Annotated in this window: 11 protein-coding genes and 1 pseudogene; 3 read left to right on the top strand and 9 right to left on the bottom strand. The window is 44.5% G+C overall.

The features are described 5' to 3' along the window. Positions 1-2: 2 nt before the first annotated feature. The 7 genes and pseudogenes from ADN00_RS02640 to ADN00_RS19660 form a co-directional block, all read right to left on the bottom strand. Complete coding sequence (locus ADN00_RS02640) at positions 3-1,517, bottom strand: argonaute/piwi family protein (RefSeq protein WP_075061402.1); 1,515 nt, start codon at positions 1,515-1,517, stop codon at positions 3-5. Further along, positions 1,504-2,910: a DUF4365 domain-containing protein gene (locus ADN00_RS02635; RefSeq protein ID WP_075061401.1), complete on the bottom strand. Its 1,407-nt coding sequence runs from the start codon at positions 2,908-2,910 to the stop codon at positions 1,504-1,506. The genes ADN00_RS02640 and ADN00_RS02635 overlap by 14 nt, the downstream gene beginning before the upstream one ends. Positions 2,911-2,919: 9 nt before the next feature. Then, positions 2,920-6,060 carry a type I restriction endonuclease subunit R gene (locus ADN00_RS02630; protein ID WP_075061400.1) on the bottom strand — a complete coding sequence of 1,047 codons (3,141 nt, stop codon included), beginning with the start codon at positions 6,058-6,060 and terminating at the stop codon, positions 2,920-2,922. A 15-nt stretch (positions 6,061-6,075) separates the two neighbouring features. Beyond that, positions 6,076-7,575, bottom strand: coding sequence for an ATP-dependent nuclease (locus ADN00_RS02625; protein ID WP_075061399.1), 1,500 nt, complete (start codon positions 7,573-7,575; stop codon positions 6,076-6,078). A 624-nt stretch (positions 7,576-8,199) separates the two neighbouring features. Beyond that, positions 8,200-9,723: pseudogene (locus ADN00_RS02620) on the bottom strand (N-6 DNA methylase); the annotation flags it as partial. A gap of 51 nt (positions 9,724-9,774) precedes the next feature. After that, entirely contained in the window at positions 9,775-10,017 is a 243-nt protein-coding gene (locus ADN00_RS02615) for a helix-turn-helix domain-containing protein (protein WP_075061397.1), read from the bottom strand. A 177-nt stretch (positions 10,018-10,194) separates the two neighbouring features. Then, a complete protein-coding gene (locus ADN00_RS19660) occupies positions 10,195-10,434 on the bottom strand; it encodes a hypothetical protein (protein WP_152966230.1) in 240 nt (79 codons plus the stop codon). 353 nt (positions 10,435-10,787) lie between these two features. Between ADN00_RS19660 and ADN00_RS02610 the strand changes: the two genes are divergently transcribed. Then, positions 10,788-12,362: a leucine-rich repeat domain-containing protein gene (locus tag ADN00_RS02610; RefSeq protein ID WP_082389824.1), complete on the top strand. Its 1,575-nt coding sequence runs from the start codon at positions 10,788-10,790 to the stop codon at positions 12,360-12,362. A gap of 644 nt (positions 12,363-13,006) precedes the next feature. Beyond that, entirely contained in the window at positions 13,007-14,020 is a 1,014-nt protein-coding gene (locus ADN00_RS02605; protein WP_075061395.1) for a tyrosine-type recombinase/integrase, read from the top strand. A gap of 11 nt (positions 14,021-14,031) precedes the next feature. Here the strand turns inward: ADN00_RS02605 and ADN00_RS02600 are convergent, their stop codons facing one another. Together ADN00_RS02600 and ADN00_RS02595 are read right to left on the bottom strand one after the other, a co-directional pair. Next, positions 14,032-14,697 carry a site-specific integrase gene (locus ADN00_RS02600; protein ID WP_269083461.1) on the bottom strand — a complete coding sequence of 222 codons (666 nt, stop codon included), beginning with the start codon at positions 14,695-14,697 and terminating at the stop codon, positions 14,032-14,034. Positions 14,698-14,724: 27 nt separating this feature from the next. After that, a complete protein-coding gene (locus ADN00_RS02595; protein ID WP_075061393.1) occupies positions 14,725-15,126 on the bottom strand; it encodes a hypothetical protein in 402 nt (133 codons plus the stop codon). Positions 15,127-15,435: 309 nt separating this feature from the next. Here ADN00_RS02595 and ADN00_RS02590 point away from each other — a divergent pair, with 309 nt between their 5' ends. After that, positions 15,436-17,844 (top strand): cation-translocating P-type ATPase, encoded by a 2,409-nt coding sequence (locus tag ADN00_RS02590; RefSeq protein ID WP_075061392.1) that lies wholly within the window; start codon positions 15,436-15,438, stop codon positions 17,842-17,844. Positions 17,845-18,153 lie beyond the last annotated feature (309 nt).

Raw genomic sequence — 18,153 nt, 5'->3', positions numbered from 1 at the left:
TATCACATATAAAACCGGTATTTCGGTTGCACAATCCCGTTTTCAGGGATGTGTTTCATAATCTCTCCCACCATTCTTGAAAAGGATAAGGTAATGGGGGATCCATCAGCGAACGCACAATTGTTTACATTCATTTTGGTTAAAGCGAGTATTTCTTTAAAGAGGTCTTCCGGAGAACTTCCCCCGATGTGTTGCATAATCTGCCAAGGCTCTGGTACATAAGGTTTTGGAAAAGTTTCCAGGAATGGAATGTAACCCATTGTAAAGAGTAAGTGATAGGCGTTATTGATTGAAAAGTAAGTTCCTCGAAGAGGTGGGTATTTACCTTCTCGGAATAACCTGACTCCAGATTGCGCAAGGGAAACCAAATCGATTTCACAACGACCGAACACCTCGTTTATTCCATTTTGAAATCCATCAAGTTCATTGAAATCAATATGTTCTTTTCCCCAAAATTCGGAGGTCTTATGAATTACCACTCTTCTAGGTGGGTAACCCTTTAAGCGGATATATTCATTCAAAGTATCTTTAACAAGTTTTTTCGCTCCGTCGTATGTGAGATGGGGTGTTTTTCCCAACCGTTGGACGTCCCAATTAAAATAGTCGCCCCTTAAAATCAAACCTTGCCCCATAAAATCAAAAGCTTGAGCTACGCTTGATCTCATTGTCACAATATCGGACAGATCCTTGGCGATAAAAAAGCTCACGCCGATAAAACAAGTAGCTTCATCAAGGGATGTAATTCGCCAAGGAACCCCATTGGCTTTGTAATATTGTGCAGTACAAAAATTCCAGGCTCGAGTCGCTACATCTTGCACATTTTTTCCTTCGCCGGTTACTGTACTTTTAGTGATCAGCTGTAAAGGAATATTCCATTTCATCGAACGAGCTTTGATTGCCCGGCGAAAGTTGAGAAAATAGTTACCTGAGATGCGCACACTATGTGCCTTATTTTCGATTTCAGGGGGAAGCGCCAAAATGATAATATCTGGAGTGGGATCATTCGCGGCGATATTCGCAATGTTTTCATCAAAAAGATTGACCATCTTCCAAATAATATCTGTCTTGTTATCAAGAGCAAGGATTTCTATCAATTCTCGAGGTTGAATATATCGCACCCAACGATCATTTGTTTGAAAACTGCAGTTAAATGCGGAATCATTGTTAAATCCGATAAAATCAGGGGTTAATATTTTTTCCAAACGGTTTAGGGTTTGTGGACTATCGAAGAGGGCTTCGGTATCAAATAGTTGACCTTCAATACTTTGGGAAGTTGATGGTTTATTTCTCTTTATGTTTTCGCTTTCGATGTACTCACCACACCGCTCGATCCATTCCTGAGCCCATGACACAGTCTCTCTTGTACCAATAAAACCAAGATTTATTTCTGTAGGATGCAATCCTGGGATATTTTTCCCAAAGGGGCCAAATTCTGACAGTCCGGTTTTGGCGTCCTGGTGTTCAAAATACCCACCAAACTGAAGAGCTGGCTCCTGCAGATATTTAATTTTGATCATCTTCAGCCCCCTCTGGCTCTTCTTCAATAAAATCGTCATCCTCGTTATTTAATATATAGCTGAACAAATTGGGCTGAAGCACTTCTGGGGGTTCTTCATAGATTGCCGGATCATCCGTAATTGCAAAATCAGCAATTCCTGTTTGAGGCATTTTTTCTATAACCATGATTGGTTTGTAATCAAGTTCCACTTGAACTCTGCTTTTTCCTTGGGACAAATAATCTGCCCAGAAAAGAATGTGATTCAATACATGAGGATTTCGTTCTCTGGATTTTTGCCGGGTAGTATAGGATCCGACCTTTTCAGTGTCCCATATATTAATTCCATCAACTGTAAAGAGATATTTGGGTATGATCTGCAAAAACCAGGAATTGCCAATATTTTTAAAAGTCATATCTGCAGCTAAATGCCGCCAAAAATAATCGTGACCATAGTGGTAATATGCCGCCACAGTTCGGGTTGCGTGAGATTTTGTTCTTTGATTTACCCAAGCCACTTTTACTGAATCAGAAGTGTCATCCATACGCGGAAAATAAAACCGCCTGAATTGTTGGTTGTATTTAATCCCACACCGGTTAGTGTGCATTCTCAACAGTCGATTTAGCATCGAAACATAAGATCGGTTTAGATCTGGATTTGCCCACCAAGGTTGAGCATTTTCTATCAGAATATTTGAAGTATCACAAAATTCCCGCAAAGCGCATCCAGGATCAGATAAATCGCTGAGAGTGAAGACTCGTCCACGATTGACGCAAAATGGAGGTGTGAAAGATTGCCTGCTCCGTAGAATGGAGGTAATCATTGGGTAGTCTAAATTTGTTAGGATTGGCGCGTTATACAAATCTTTCGGCGCACGCTGGAGCAGAAACAGGTTGGAAAATAATCGTTCTTGTTTTTGAAATAACACGCGAGGCGAACTAACATTGCCAATTTGCAGTACTTTATCGCGAAATTTGGATGTGAATTCGTCAGTTTCTTTATTGAAAACGAATTTTATCGGGGGGTGAAAAATATTCGGGGTTGCCCTGACGTATTCTTTTACATCTTTCCAATATAACTTGTCATCATCAGGGTGGTAGACAATAAAAATCACGGGATAGTTTGCATTCGTCCACAACTCTAGATCTTCTTGTCGTACTGGTGTTATAAAACCGGATGCAGAATCCTGTTTTACATAGCTGGATCCAGACTTTGCTTGGACCTTGATGATCTTGCCGGTGGCAATCGCGCCTTTTCCATCCGGGCGGGGTTCCAGGAGATCAATTTCACCGTCAATTCCAATATCATCTTTGGAGATCTCTCTCCAAATGCATTGCATTTCATGAACCACTTGGGAAATTCGATCAAGCCCCTTTAGTTCTTGAAATTTTGACGCTGGAACAATTTTTGGCATTTATCCCCCTTATTCTGCCCAATCCCTTGCCAGCAACTCTGCTTGTTCTAATACGGTTTGAGTGGCCTTTTCTTGCTTATCTGGTGGATAACCATATTTTCTTAATATCCGTTTTACCATTACCCTTAATTTTGCGCGTACCGTTTCTTTTACAGTCCAGTCAATAGTCACATTGTTGCGTACCATTTTGACCAATTCTCGTGCAATTTCCTGAAGTGTTTCATCCCCCAAGACCTTAACCGCGCTGTCGTTCACTTCCAATGCGTCATAGAACGCGACCTCGTCTTCCGTTAAGTGCAGCTCTTCGCCACGCTTGTCCGCTTCACGAATCTCTTTGGCGATCGAAATCAATTCTTCAATGACTTGTGCGGTCTCTATGGCTCGGTTTTGGTATGCACGAATGGTGCGTTCCAGCATTTCAGAAAAAGATCGAGACTGAACCAGGTTCTTCCGTGAACGTAATTTGATTTCGTCGTTCAATAATTTCTTCAATAGTTCTAGTGCGAGGTTGTGCTGGGGCATACCCTGAATTTCAGCCAGGAATTCATCTGAGAGGATGGAAATATCGGGTTTCTTTAAGCCGGCAGCAGTAAAAATATCGATAACTTCTTCCGAAGCTACAGCACGAGAAATGATTTGCCGAATGGCGTGATCCATGGTTTCAACCGAACGGCCACTATCGCTAGTGGTTTTGGCTACCGCTGAGCGAACAGCCTGAAAAAAGCCGACATCATCGCGAATGGCTATGGTTTTTGGATGCGGCACAGCCAGCGCAAAGGCTTGCGATAGCTCGGTTACGGCTTTTAATAATCGGTTTTTGCCATCATCTTGAGCAAAAATGTGTTCCTGAGCCATTGGTAATAGGCCCAGCTTCTCTGCAGTGGTGCCAATGGTCCATTTTGACCAATTAAAGCCATGGAAAAGTCCCAAACATATTTCGTACTTTTCCTGCATGATGGCAACTGCCTGTTCCTGTTCGATTGCGGCTTCCCCTGTGCCACCTTCGGCGGTGTAATTTGCCAAGGCTTGGCGCAATTGATCAGCCAGACCAAGATAATCTACAATCAAACCGCCTGGTTTGTCTTTGAATACCCGGTTGACGCGGGCGATGGCTTGCATTAAACCATGCCCATACATGGGTTTATCCACGTACATAGTATGCAGCGGTGGGGCATCAAAGCCGGTTAGCCACATATCGCGTACAATAACGATTTTAAATGGGTCATTTGGATTTTTGAAACGTTTTGCTAATTCCTCTCGCCGGGCTTTGCTGCGGATATGCTGCTGCCATTCGAGTGGATCGGAAGCCGACCCCGTCATGACAATCTTAATCGCGCCTTGTAAATCATCCTCAGAGTGCCATTCGGGGCGCAGTGCAATAATGGCATTGTAAAGCTCAACGCAAATGCGCCGGCTCATGCAAACAATCATGGCCTTACCATCCATTACTTCTAGCCGATTCTCGAAATGCTGGACAAAGTCACGAGCAATGATTTGAATCCGTTTCTCAGAACCGACTACCGCCTCGAGTGCAGCCCATTTGGTTTTTAATTTCTCTTTTTGTTCCAGTTCTTCGCCTTCTGTGACTTCCTCGAATACTTCATCAAGGTGTGGTTTGAGCTGCTCATCCAATTCCAATTTCGCAAGTCGCCCTTCGTAATAAATCGGGACTGTGGCACCGTCTTCAACAGCTCGTTGAATATCATAAACGCTGACGTAATTTCCAAAAACGGCTCGCGTATTGCGATCATTCTGTTCAATCGGCGTACCGGTAAAGCCAATAAATGAGGCGTTGGGGAGAGCATCATGCATGTGGCGGGCATAACCATCAATAAAATCATACTGGCTGCGGTGGGCTTCGTCCGCAATGACTACGATGTTGCGGCGTTCTGAAAGCGGCTCGCCGTTCCCATTTTGTCCTGCAGGTGGTAAGAACTTCTGAATGGTGGTGAAAACCACCCCGCCGGATGCAACCTGTAGCAATTGGTGCAAATGCTGGTGGTTCTCAGCTTGAACTGGAATCTGCCGTAGCAAGTCATGGCAGCGTGAAAATGTACCGAATAATTGATCATCCAGATCGTTGCGATCTGTAATAATGACCACGGTAGGGTTTTCCATTAATGGGTGGGATATTACGCGTCCGGCATAGAATGCCATGGTCAGGCTTTTACCGGAGCCCTGGGTGTGCCAGATGACCCCCACGCGGTGATCCCCTGGAGCACAGTCAACAGGCGTGCGGGTAAAATAGCCGCTGCGCCGCTCAGCGACCTGTCCTTTCTGTATGACATCGCACGCCCGCAGGGTTTGTTCCAGAGCGACATTAACAGCGTGAAACTGGTGATATGCCGCGAGTTTCTTGTTCAGCACACCGCCATTTTCTTCCTCAAAAACAATAAAATAACGCAATAAATCCAGAAAACGACGCTTTTCAAAAACACCGCGCAAAAGCACTTCCAACTGAGGTTTTTGCACCGGAGCCAGATCTTCCCCCTCAATTGTTTTCCAGGGCATAAACCTTTCCCGATCGGCGGTTAATGAACCAATTCTAGCCTCAATACCGTCTGAGACCACTAAAACTTCATTATAAATAAACAGATTGGAAATTTGATTTTTATAGGTCTGAAGTTGGTTGAAAGCGGACCAAATGGTTGCCTTTTCGTCTGCCGGATTCTTTAATTCAAAGACGGCTAAAGGCAAACCATTGATGAAAACCACAACATCCGCGCGGCGATTTTGATTTCCTTCAATTACGGTGAACTGGTTAACCACCAGCCATCGATTATTGTCGGGATTATCGAAATCAATCAGGGCGATTTTATCCCCACCAATCGAGTGATCCGGCCGGTGGTATTCAACGTCTATTCCATTCACCAGCATTTTATGCACATTGCGATTGTTAACCGTCAATGAAGGAGAGACAGGAGTCTTGAGTTTACGAACGGCGTCTTCAATAATTTCAGCGGGTATGGAAGGATTAATCCTTTGAAGACTTTCGAGCAAGATTTTATCCAGGCAGGCATGGTTATAACTGTCGCGGTATAAGGAAGATACATCTGGCGCAATTTGCGGGCCATTTACTACCTCGTATCCGAGGCTGGTAAATAAGGTTAGGACAAATTCTTCAACAAACTGTTCTGTAATCATCGCCACTCCCGTATTTCTATCTCACACAACCTGGATTATTTCTTTGTTCACTGCTTTTCCAATTTGCTCCCGAAGTGGCGCAAGAGGATCTGTTGACAGACGACCAATTGAGCGAGTTAACGAACGTAGAACAGCTTTTTCATCCAGTCCCGTTCGTTCAGCAAGTTCGTATGAAAGCGAATGAAACGCCGTCATTGTCGAAAGCATCCCCAGAAAAGCCTTAGTAGTTGGTACGTCCTCATTAAGCTCTTCTGCCAGTAGCTGGCAGCCCTCGTCAGTATCCAGCTGTGTAAGCATCCATCGTTCAGGGGGAAGCTCTCCTGGTAATTTGATTCGACTCACCTTTGCGGAAAGCTCATCCCTTGTCATCTGATCTAGTGAATCCAACCACTTTTTCACCTCATTATCGTTAACGTCTCCGTCCCAAACGATCAACGGTATCTGTGGCCAACCAGCCTTTAAATGCGCTTCGGCGTATGCTAATAATTTGGTTTTTGAGCCATAGACTACTTTCAATCTTCTGCGTAGATCGCCCGAAACAGCCTGGCGAATTAAGCTTTCCGCTACATCGTCTTCACAAAAGATAATGACATCGGATTCCACCTGTGAAGATATGCTGGTAAAGATTTCCTGCATTTCGGGGTTATCTTTCGCCTGATGTGCAGCCCCGTCCGACTTGATCAAGCAGACAAGCTCGCTTGGAAAGGCGGTGATGAGGTCCAGGGAATGTGTAGATAAAATTACCTGCAAACGCTTACTCTCACAGATCTCAACCAGGTGCCTGGCAAAGCGCGGCATAACCACCGGATTGAGGCCAATCTCGGCGTCCTCGATCAATACCAAGCTTTCAACTTCTGCCTGCTGGAGTAGCCGGATCATTTCAACCAGCATTTCCTCACCGGTACACATGTTAAAACTGGTGTATGTGGCATGGGTGGAACAGGTGCGCATTTCATATGCTCCGGACTTTCCCCAACCCGCACCAGTGAAAGGTTTGTTGAGGATATCGCGCAGCCGCTCAAGGTTACGCGGTTCGAGCTGGTTCTGCGATTCCCACACTGGCTGTTGGCGAAAATGAGCCGTCAGAGCAGTGTTTTCCCAGGCGGGTGCAATCCTGGAAAGCCCGATATATACGACATTTTTAGCCGGAGGGGGAGTAGAATAGGTGCTGGTGCCGCCATCCAGACTGATTTGCGGTGGATCATGTTTTAAATAGGACCAATGAACCGAAAAATCATTGAACGGATGTGGATTGTTGATTTCAAGAAAAAGATCATCTAACTGATGATCTTGCTGAAATCCCAGCCTGGATAGGGAAATAAGCGTGCTTTTACCACAGCCGTTTTTACCGCAGATCACCGTGATCGGCCGGTCGAAATTGACAGCCAAATTCCTAATTCCGCGAATGCCGTCATTCCCCTCGATCGCCAATCCAGACAGGCGCGGTGTTTGATACCGGGCGGCGATTTTCCAGCGCTCTATCAAGTCTTTTTCAGCCTGAGAAAGGTTTACCCGCGGCATAAAATATTCCTATTCAAGATTTGAGAATAACCAAAACTTAGAAATATCAGCGATTAGATTCCTCATATTTCCGCTTAATTGGCTAAAATTCGAAATTTCATGTTGGAGCGCTGTATTCAATTTCGTTAAGACTTTTTGATCTTCTAATGAGGGTACAGTCACCTGCAATTGTAAAAACTTTTCGACCGGGGCTCTTCTTCGTCTTTGAATGGCTCCAACGGAAATCCCGCTGTAAGTTTTTATCATCTGTTTGCTTTTTAAGAGGATCCCTATCAATGTTGGGTCATAGCCATCACGTATCCTTAAAACCTCATATGCTGGTGAAGTTATACCAATGTCCACTATCCAACACTGATCAATTGCACCCGCCCAAAGTAAATAGGGGTTATAGACAATATCAGTTTTTCTTACTACTTTATACTTGGATGTGTTATCGGTAGCAACTCGTTTAGCAAATCGCTCTTTTTGAAAAATTAAACCTGCTCGTTCAGTACACGTTAATATTTCAGGTTCTTCCATATTTCCTAATCGTTCGTCAGAACAATCAAGAATTTCAGACAGAGGCACCGTGATTAGCCGTGTTGGCTTCTTTATTGTGTTATTTGGCATTAATAAATCAGTCTGCTTCTTTACCTCCTCAATAGCCTGCATTAATGAGCTTAGGAGCATCGAGTATTGAGATAAATTGGCATTTATTTTTGTTGTAAAGTCACTTAAAGTAACAACATCTTCTTTATAATCTATCTTCACATACCTGGCAGGAAATAACGAATATCCGAATTGACGAATTTCCTCTGTCCTTACTGTTCTACAAAACCCGTCTACATCACCATATGAACCTGATTTACTCTTCCAAGAGTGATAGGTGGAAGAAATTTTACTAATATCGGTATCCGTAAGGAAACTATGGGTTCTATTTTCCTCTTTACTTAATTGGCTTGCATCAATAAATAGGGTTTCTCCTTTATGGTTTCTAAATAAAGATGCAGCCTTATTCCTACTAATAAACCATAGACAAACAGGAATTGGGGTTGAGTAAAATAATTTTCCTGGTAGAGCCACAATACAATCAACCAAGTCAGATTCAATTATATTTTTTCTAATTTCATTTTCAGCCAAAGATTCTGAATCAAGCGATGAAATGGCAAGAACAAAACCAGCTAGCCCGTCCGGAGCCAAGTGATGAATAAAATGCTGAACCCATGCAAAATTTGCATTGCTTGTTGGTGGTGTGCCAAATTTCCATCGTTTATCTTCTTTAAGGATTTCTCCACCCCAATCACTAATATTAAATGGCGGATTCGCAATCACAAAGTCAGCCTTCAAATCAGGGTGTAAATCTCTCCGAAAGGAATCAGATGGCTCGGCCCCCAAATTATTTTCTATTCCTCGAATTGCCAGGTTCATCTTCGCCATGCGCCAGGTGGTGGGGTTAGATTCCTGCCCGTAGACGCTGATATCGCCAATGCGGCTACCATGTGCTTCGGCAAACTTTTCACTCTGCACAAACATCCCACCCGAACCGCAGCACGGGTCATAGACGCGGCCTTTATACGGAGCCAGCATTTCCACCAGTAACTGAACAATGGATCGGGGAGTATAGAACTCTCCACCTTTCTTGCCTTCCGAACTGGCAAACTGGGACAAAAAATATTCATACACCCTGCCCAGGATGTCTCGCGAACGGTTCTCTTTATCACCCAGTCCAATGGTACCGATCAGGTCAATCAAGCCACCCAATCGTTGTTTATCCAATGTAGGGCGGGCATAGTCCTTGGGTAGGACACCCTTTAAAGAAGGGTTGACTTGTTCTATGGCAGTCATGGCGTCATCCAACAAACGTCCAATGGTTGGTTGTTTGGCATTGGCTTGCAGGTAGCCCCAACGTGCTGCCGGCGGCACCCAGAAAACCCCCTCAGCACGGTACTCATCCGGGTCTTCGGCATCGGCGCCTTCAGCTTGCTGCGCCACCAGTCGGGTGTGCAAATCTTCAAATGCATCGGAAATATATTTCAGGAAAATTAGACCAAGTACTACATGCTTGTATTCTGCCGGGTCCATAAATCCACGCAGTTTATCTGCAGCCAACCACAGAGTTTGCTCAAATCCCAGGGCGGCACCATTCGTTGTTTTCTTTTTTGCTGGCATAATTCTCCTCTGGTTATTAAGATTTCCAAAAATTACTGGTGGAAAATCTTATTATTGCGCTGAAATTTCTTTCTCAAATACCAATAAATCCCCCACCTGGCAATCAAAATATTCGCATAACGCCATGATCACTGGTGCATCATAACGGGTCAACTGATTATTCGCCCAAGAGTTCAGTGTTGACCAGGCAATGCCCGTCTCGCGCTGAACGTCCATCAGAGCAATGCTTTGTTGTTGCTTTGTGGCTTTTTGGGCCAGTAAAATGCGAAAGTGATTGACAATCTTTCCGGGCATGAGCTACCTCACGTGGGAGTATTCTATAATCATAGGTGAGGAAACAAAAAATGTCAACGAAAATGGAGTACAAGTCATAAAGCAAGGAATAACTCTAGTATATCTGGATTTACCGCGCCAAGGATCTTTCCATTATTTCGGAAAACACCGCAGCGCGTTTATTCCAGCAGTTCTGCGTCAATGATTGGCATCGCCAGGAACCAGGAAAACCTTATCCGTCTGAAACGCCCATGCGGATGGAACGGTTAATTTATCGCGTTTTGGCTGAGGATTTGATCTCGCGTTCCAGGGCACAGGAATTGTATGGCAAGCCATCAAATTATCAAACATCTCTGGATTTCTCTGACTTGAATTTATAGAAAAAGGTTGCGTAATCCCATCATCTTTACCTGCTCGCTTCCCAGTGGCTAAGATCATAAATGAGAACACTTCCAATGTTATTATCATTTCAGTCTGAAATTGATAATAACAAAGTGCTTAATGCGATTGCCAGGAAGTTTGTTAGAATAGCCCCGTAATAGTTAAACTGGTTATAATCAATCCAACAGTACCCACCACGCCTCTGCTTTGCATGCGCACCGAGGTGGGTCATTTTTTATTAAACCAAAACGTCAACAAGTGATGTCCTTTGAAGTGCATAGCATTACGTGTGATCAGACGGTTAGTGTAAAATTCAAAGGGGTACTAAAATTCTCATTATGTAAATAACTAAAAAAGATACCCGCCTTTATAGTTTTCACGCGGAGTAATAAAAAGGATTACTTTCATAGATGAAACCTCATAATATTCTGATAACCGTTTTGCTGACCATAACCCTTGCAGCCTGTAACACGCCCACTGTGACAAAGACCTCATCAAACCCGGCTGTGGAGGTCACGACGACATCGTCTCCGGTTGCGACATCGGCGCCCGTCGTCGTAACCTTTTCTGATCCAGTGTTGGAAGCAATGATACGCAGCGCGATGGGCAAACCTGAAGGCGAAATCACCTTCGCGGAAGCCCAGGGCGTCACTCGCATGGATCTCACCGACTCTTTGCAGCGACAGCTCTCCGAATTCACCCCAATCACCAACCTCGGCGGCCTGGAAGCCTTTACCAACCTCGAAAGCCTCGACCTGTCTCAAAACGCCGTGACCGACATCTCCCCTCTAGCCGGGCTCACCAAACTAACCGCCTTATCCCTAGCTGGCAATCCCGTCACGGATGTCGCACCTCTGGCCAAATTAACCAACCTTAAGCTCTTGATACTTTCCAACTGCCAGGCGCAAGATTACAGCGCTCTCTCCAACCTGATCAATTTGCAGGTGCTGTGGCTCGACAATTCAACCATTTCAGATGTTTCTTCGCTGGATTCGCTGACGAACCTCCAGACCCTTTACCTCGACAAAAGCAGTATCGAAGACTATTCATCCCTCGAAAACATCTACACCACCCTCGCCAACAAAGATTTCATCATTCCTACCACACTTAAAGACCTTGGATTCAACCTTGATCCCAACAATCACGAAGCTTACTTCGAAAGCGAGTTAGCCAATTTCACCGTTACCCATGACAAGTGGGGGCCGCCATCCAGGGAAGACAACCAGAATATCATCCGTATGACCCTGTACCTGAATGATGAATACAAAACCTCTATCGGTTACTATGACGTACACAAGGTTTACCTCTGCCAAATGGATAAGGAAGGCCAGCCGCCCGTAAACTACCTCTACGACATCGCCACTGGCGAATATTCCATCGATGGGCAGGATCGGGCGAACTCAGAACAGATGATCCGTGCCGCCTTGGAAGTTGAAAATGGCGAAGATCCGCTGTATGCACCTATCCGCTTCTTTAATGAAACCATTCAGAACGCCTTCAAAATGACCCCCGAAAAATTGTTCACATTGCCGTATGAACCGCCGACCCTCAAGAGTCTGGGCTTTGTCCCAGACGAGACCCCCGGGATTTACATGTATGAGCAGCACGAAGGCATCTATACCAACATCCGCATCGACCACAACGAAAAAGAAAATAAGGAATATGATGTCGTATTTTTTCAACCGATTACTGACGTTTACCGCGTAAACTTGTTCTATCACACAACCGACAACAAACTTTTTGTTGGCGCCGACGATAATTACAACGGTGGTGCAAGTTTTTACTATTATCTGGATACCGGCGAACACATCGATGAATGGTGCAGCGATCCTGACAAGACCGTGGAAGAATACTTCATCAAAGCTTACAACGATCCCGCGATCGAGGATGTTTACCAGCATTCCATGAATTTAATGGTGCAATACATTAGTGATACCTTTGGTATGACGATCGAGGAGCTGTATTCTCTGCCGACAGGTGAATAAGGATTAAAGAGTGTCAACGAGACCAGTAAGGCAAGATGACATTAGGTCAAGTACAAATGGGTAATCTTGAAAATTGATGACACTTGTTCGGTTCAATTTCTGTCTTTCGAGTTCAAACAAACCTGGTTTTTGGGATTATTGTTAAATTCCTAAATCGTCAATTTTTCCACAATTTGACGATTTAGGAAGTGGTTTATTGAATGATGATTGACACACATCCATTTTTTGCAACGATTGACCTTTTGTGACAACGAAAAACTTGAATTACCTTAACAAATCGCACATGAACGATAGAACGAAAAGTTCGTGATTTTTGGACGTTCGTTCACAAATTCGCAACCATCGTCCTCCGGGTCGCGAAAAAACTACTACTTGACCCTGTCATAAAAAGTCGCTATCATACGTCTAATAACTCGTAACCAAAGATCCTCCGGCCTCATCAGAAGAGCGTCCCTCAGGCCAGGCTAAAATGCGGAGCCTGAGTGAAAAACGTTCCGAAACCAGGAAAATCTCTCATAACCCGGAGGTCAGTGGTTCGAATCCACTCCCCGCTACTAAAGTCAAACCAGAGTCCGTCGGGCTCTGGTTTTTCGTTAGCCCGGCACACAGCGGTAGACATTTTTCCAAAAATGGAGGAATTTCTTATGAACCGCAGTTCGCCGGGTACGTCAAAATCCAAAGTTTCACTTTCCTTAGCCAAAGCCATCGACGGCTTCCTAAAATTCAAAACAGCAGAGGGATTAAGCCAACGCACAATTACCTCCTATGAGTTCACGCTTGGTCATTGGTTGAAATACATTGGAGACCGAGAGGTGTCGGAAATTCAATCTTCCGACCTGACCGGTTACATGGCCTGGTTGCGAACCGAGTATAAACCGCGACGTTGGAACGGTAGCTCCGAACCGCTGTCCGCCAAATCCATCCGAAATGTTTGGGTAACATTCCGATCCTTTTTCGGATGGTTGCAGGTGGAGTTCAAATTTCCCAATCCCGCAAAAGAAATCACAGCGCCCAAGTTTCAAAAACATCCCGTTGAAACATTTACAAAAGAGGATGTGGAAAAAATTCTCAAGGCTTGCGTTTACTCGCGAGAATCGCAGACTGAAGAAAGGAAGAAGTTTGTGATGCGGCGGCCAACCGCCAACCGTGACCAGGCAATTGTATTGATGTTGCTGGACACTGGATTGCGAGCAACTGAGTTGTGTTCTCTGATCATCAACGATGTGGATCTCAAGACCGGAAAGGTCACCATTCGCCACGGAGTGGCTGGTGGCGCAAAAGGTGGCAAAGGTCGTACCGTTTACCTGGGCAAAGTTGCTCGAAAAACGGTCTGGCGTTATCTTGCCAGCCGAGAAGATGGGGACGATCCCGACGCCCCCCTCTTCATCAGCCATGCGGATCGAGCTTTCAACAAGGACAGTTTGCGAGTCTTGATCAATCGGTTGGGAGACCGGGCAGAAATCAAGAAAGCTTATCCTCATAAATTCAGGCATACCTTCGCCATCACCTATCTGCGCTCCGGAGGGGATGTTTTTACCCTCCAATCGCTTCTGGGTCATGGATCGCTTGATATGGTACGCCACTATGCCCAGATAGCTGAAGTGGATGTGGAGCAAGCGCATCGCAAAGCCAGTCCTGCCGATAACATGCGTCTGTAACCAAGAAGTCTTCATTGAGCCAACTTTCCTGCGATAAACATCAATGCTTTTTTCTGGCTTTCTCGATCAAGTTTATTAAGGAAGACCTCAAGCTCATCACCCGGCATGGACGTCGCCTTCCCAGACAGCCCGGCAATACGCTCTTGAACATCAGAAGAAAGCATGGGAGCGTAAGTGCTGTCAGTGATCTCGATACTTTCGTGCATCAGGTTCATGGAAACCGCTTTGTAATCCGCCATAGTCTGAGCATGAAGTAACCCATAGACGGCGTGTCCATGCCGGAATTTATGAGGTGATTTGAATTCAAGGTTTGCAATAGAAAACAACAACTCTAGGCGTTTTTGAAGCGCCTGAGAACGCGTCTTTCCAGGTTCATCCTGGGAAAGAAACTGATCTCCCCAGGAATGGGCGATCGGTGCATACCAGGGACTTGACCCTGGAAGTGACTTTCGAACAATAGCATCCCACTGGCGGACTGGCGCAAGAATTTCAGGAATGTTCAATAGGAAAGTAGTCGCCTTCTTTCCATTCTTGGTATGGACGCCCAGCTCTGGCCACTGGCGAAGTCTCAAGTTATCCAGATCCACAGCCTCGATTGGTAATGTGGTAAATGCGCTGGCACGCATACCGGATAGGAAGAGCATGGCAGCAGCTGCTTTATCACGGAGTAAGGCCAGGCTATCTTCGGGAACAGCGACAGTAATTTATTTTTGGATTTCATCCAGAGAAACAAAAACATGCTCGGAAGAAATTTGTGGTAGGCGTGGTCTCCGTAGAGTATCAATCCATGAAATAGGAAGGTTGTTCATTTCGCGGGGATATGTAACCTTCGCCCAACGAAAAAAGCGTTTACTTGAGTCAATGATCTTCTTTTGGGATGCGCTGGCCAGGGTTCCTTTTCCTTCCTTACCAGGTAATGAAGCCAGATAGGACGGGAGGGTCGGGCGAATCGCCTGCACCTGACGGAAGTTTTGATCATCCGCCCATAATAGTAGATGACGCAAATAAAAGCGGTAGCGATCCAGAGATGCCGGGTTCAGTTGCATCACTTCCTGGAGAAAGGGAAGATGTTTGCTGGTTTTAAGATAATTCTGTCGTTCGATCATACCGATCTCCGCGATTGATGGTGTAAATTTTGTCAGCTTTTATATAAATGACGCGAATAAAGAAATTTGGATTATGATAGTTTAGATTTCTTTAGCTTCAGATCTGATTAGTATAGGTGGATTAGTTCTTGTGAGGATTGATCATCTAGACCTGAAAAATCCAACAGTACAATCCACGCCTCTGCTCTGCACGCGCACCGGGGTGGGTCTTTTATTTTCAATATGCATTGTAATGGGTTGCCATAAGAAGGCAGCTCATTTATTATATTATTTATAAAGTCATACATAAATGTTGTGGACGGTATAAATATGGAAAAAATCATTGGTTTATCCACGAATGAAGTCAAGGAACGAAAAGAAAAATACGGGCTAAATGCATTACCCGTTCCGAAAAATCGTTTTTTGCGTTTGATACTTCGCCAATTTAGTGGGATCTTCAACCTGCTATTAATCGCCGCGTCTATTGTCACGTTCCTTCTCGGAGAACCAATCGATGCAACATTTATCCTGTTTTTTGTTTTCTTGGGAACCGGGTTGAATGTTTTCCAGGAGTACAAAGCAAATGACGCTGCGGATAAATTAAAAACCTATCTTGTTAGAAATACTACCGTGATAAGAGATGCCAAAGAGCAGGAAATATCCGTGGAAGAAATCGTGCCTGGAGACATCCTGAAGCTTGAATCGGGTGATATTGTCCCCGCGGACGCAGTCATTCGCCAGGCACACAATCTTTTAGTAGATGAAACTACATTTACTGGTGAAAGCATCCCGGTCGGAAAAATTGCTGCAACAAACGACGATTCTGAACAAGAGAGTAGTCGACTATTACAAGGTGTCGTTATCATTAGTGGAAATGCGTTTGCAGAAGTGACCGCGACGGGTGTCCATACCCGTTTTGCCAATATTGCAAAAACCGCTTCATCCGTCCAGTCTGAGAGTGACCTGGTTAAGGGGATTGACCGTATCAGCAAGTTTATTCTAAGAACGACCATCCTGACACTGGTATTTGTCATCCTGGCAAATGTGTTGATTGAAGGTAAAAATGCTGATATTCCCAGTTTATTAATATTCGCGATTGCATTGGCAGTTTCTGTTATTCCAGAAGCATTACCACTGGTATTAACTTTTTCTCTTTCTCGTGGCGCGATGCTGTTTGCCAAAAAAGATGTCATCGTAAAGCGTCTTTCATCAGTACAAGATTTGGGAACAGTGAACCTCCTCTGTACCGATAAGACCGGTACCATCACAGAAAACCGCTTGACATATCAGAATGAATGGGTGAATCCTAATTCGCAATTCCACCCATTGGTGCTTGCGCGGTTAGCTGCCCATAATTTGGACAAAAAAAATCCGGAACCCTTTGACCAGGCAAGCGATGAAGCTTTGAGCGATGAACAAAGAAATATGATCAACTCATTCACGATAATACAAGAAGAAGCTTTTGATCCCGCGATTCGGAGTAATGGCGCAATTGTGAGATCGAAAGAAGGGAAACAATTTCATATTCGCCGCGGAAGCCCGGAATACTTCTTCAATCAAGGCTGGATTGCGAAAGATAAGGTTGAAGTGTGGATAAACGAGGAGGAAAAAAGAGGACACCGCGTACTCGGCACAAGTTATGACGATGGAAGTGGTCCCAAATTTGCGGGTTTTGTTTCTTTTGAGGACCGTCTAAAAGAAACGACTATCGGTACAATCACCGAAGCGAAGAAACTCAATGTGTTAATCACGATCATCACAGGTGACGCATTAATCGTGGCAGAAGCAGTAGGGCGAGAAGCGGGCTTGGTAAGTCATGATAGTGAGGTGATGGAAGCCCAGACCTTTCTATCACTTCCTTTGCAGGAACAGCATAAATTGATCGGATCGATACGGGTGTTTGCCCGGACAACGCCAGAGCAAAAATTGGAACTCATTGAGTTGCTGAAAGAACAATATACCGTTGGTTTTCTCGGTGAAGGGATCAATGATGCTCCTGCATTGAAAGCTGCCAACGTTTCAATGGTCGTCCAATCCGCAGCGGATGTAGCGCGCGAAACCGCAGACATTTTGCTCTTGAAAAATGATTTACGGGTTATTGTTGAAGGAATCCGACTGGGGCGTGAAACACATGCCAATACATTAAAGTACATTCGTGCCACGTTGGTGTCAAATTTTGGCAATTTTTATGCGGTGGCAATCGGTTCGTTGTTTATCGACTTTTTGCCAATGCTTCCGAAACAACTTTTATTGTTGAACTTGTTGTCTGATTTTCCGATGATGGCAATCGCATTTGATCGGGTCTCTGATAAAGAAGTGTCCCATCCCCAACGATATGACTTCCGCTCGTTGTACATAATTTTTATCAGTCTGGGATTAGTGAGTACTGTTTTTGACTTTATTTATTTTGGATTATTCTATCGAATCTCACCAGAAGTTCTTCAAACAAACTGGTATATCGCGAGTGTCATTACAGAATTATTATTATTGATTTCGATACGCTCAATGCTGCCAATTGAGAAAGCCGGAAAACCCGCCCCACTGATTATTAGTCTTTCTTTAGTAGCCTTTATTATCACACTTGCATTGCCCATGATTCCCTGGACAGCCGCATTCTTTGAATTTATCAGACCGACCTGGGGACATTTGGGTTTGATAGTAGGCCTGGCAACTTTATATTTAATTATTTCAGAATTGGTTAAGCGCCCGCTTTCCTCTTTCTTGAAGCTCAACCAATAACTTTTACATAATGGTTTTAAAACTGCTGGGTGTTAGCCATCCAGCAGTTTTTTTGAACTGGAAGAAGGCGAGCCCTCTTCAACTAGAAATTCAATCCAAATATGATCGGTTGGTTTTGATAGATAATTTTCTCAATTGACATCTCTAATAATTTTAACCATCGTCCTCCGGGTCGCGAAAAAGTTACTGTATCGAATATCCATAGATCTGGAAAAGAGAGAGCTCAGCGGCCATAGATTGCCTTATGGAGTGCAATGGCCCAAGGCCTGTTTTGATGAGGGCCTTTGAAGACTGGCATTGAGCATTGGA

It is taken from the genome of Ornatilinea apprima (assembly GCF_001306115.1).
In the GTDB taxonomy this organism is placed as follows: Bacteria; Chloroflexota; Anaerolineae; order Anaerolineales; family Anaerolineaceae; genus Ornatilinea; species Ornatilinea apprima.
The sequence above is the reverse complement of the archived record's forward strand: the minus strand, read 5'-3'. Positions and strand labels throughout refer to the sequence as shown.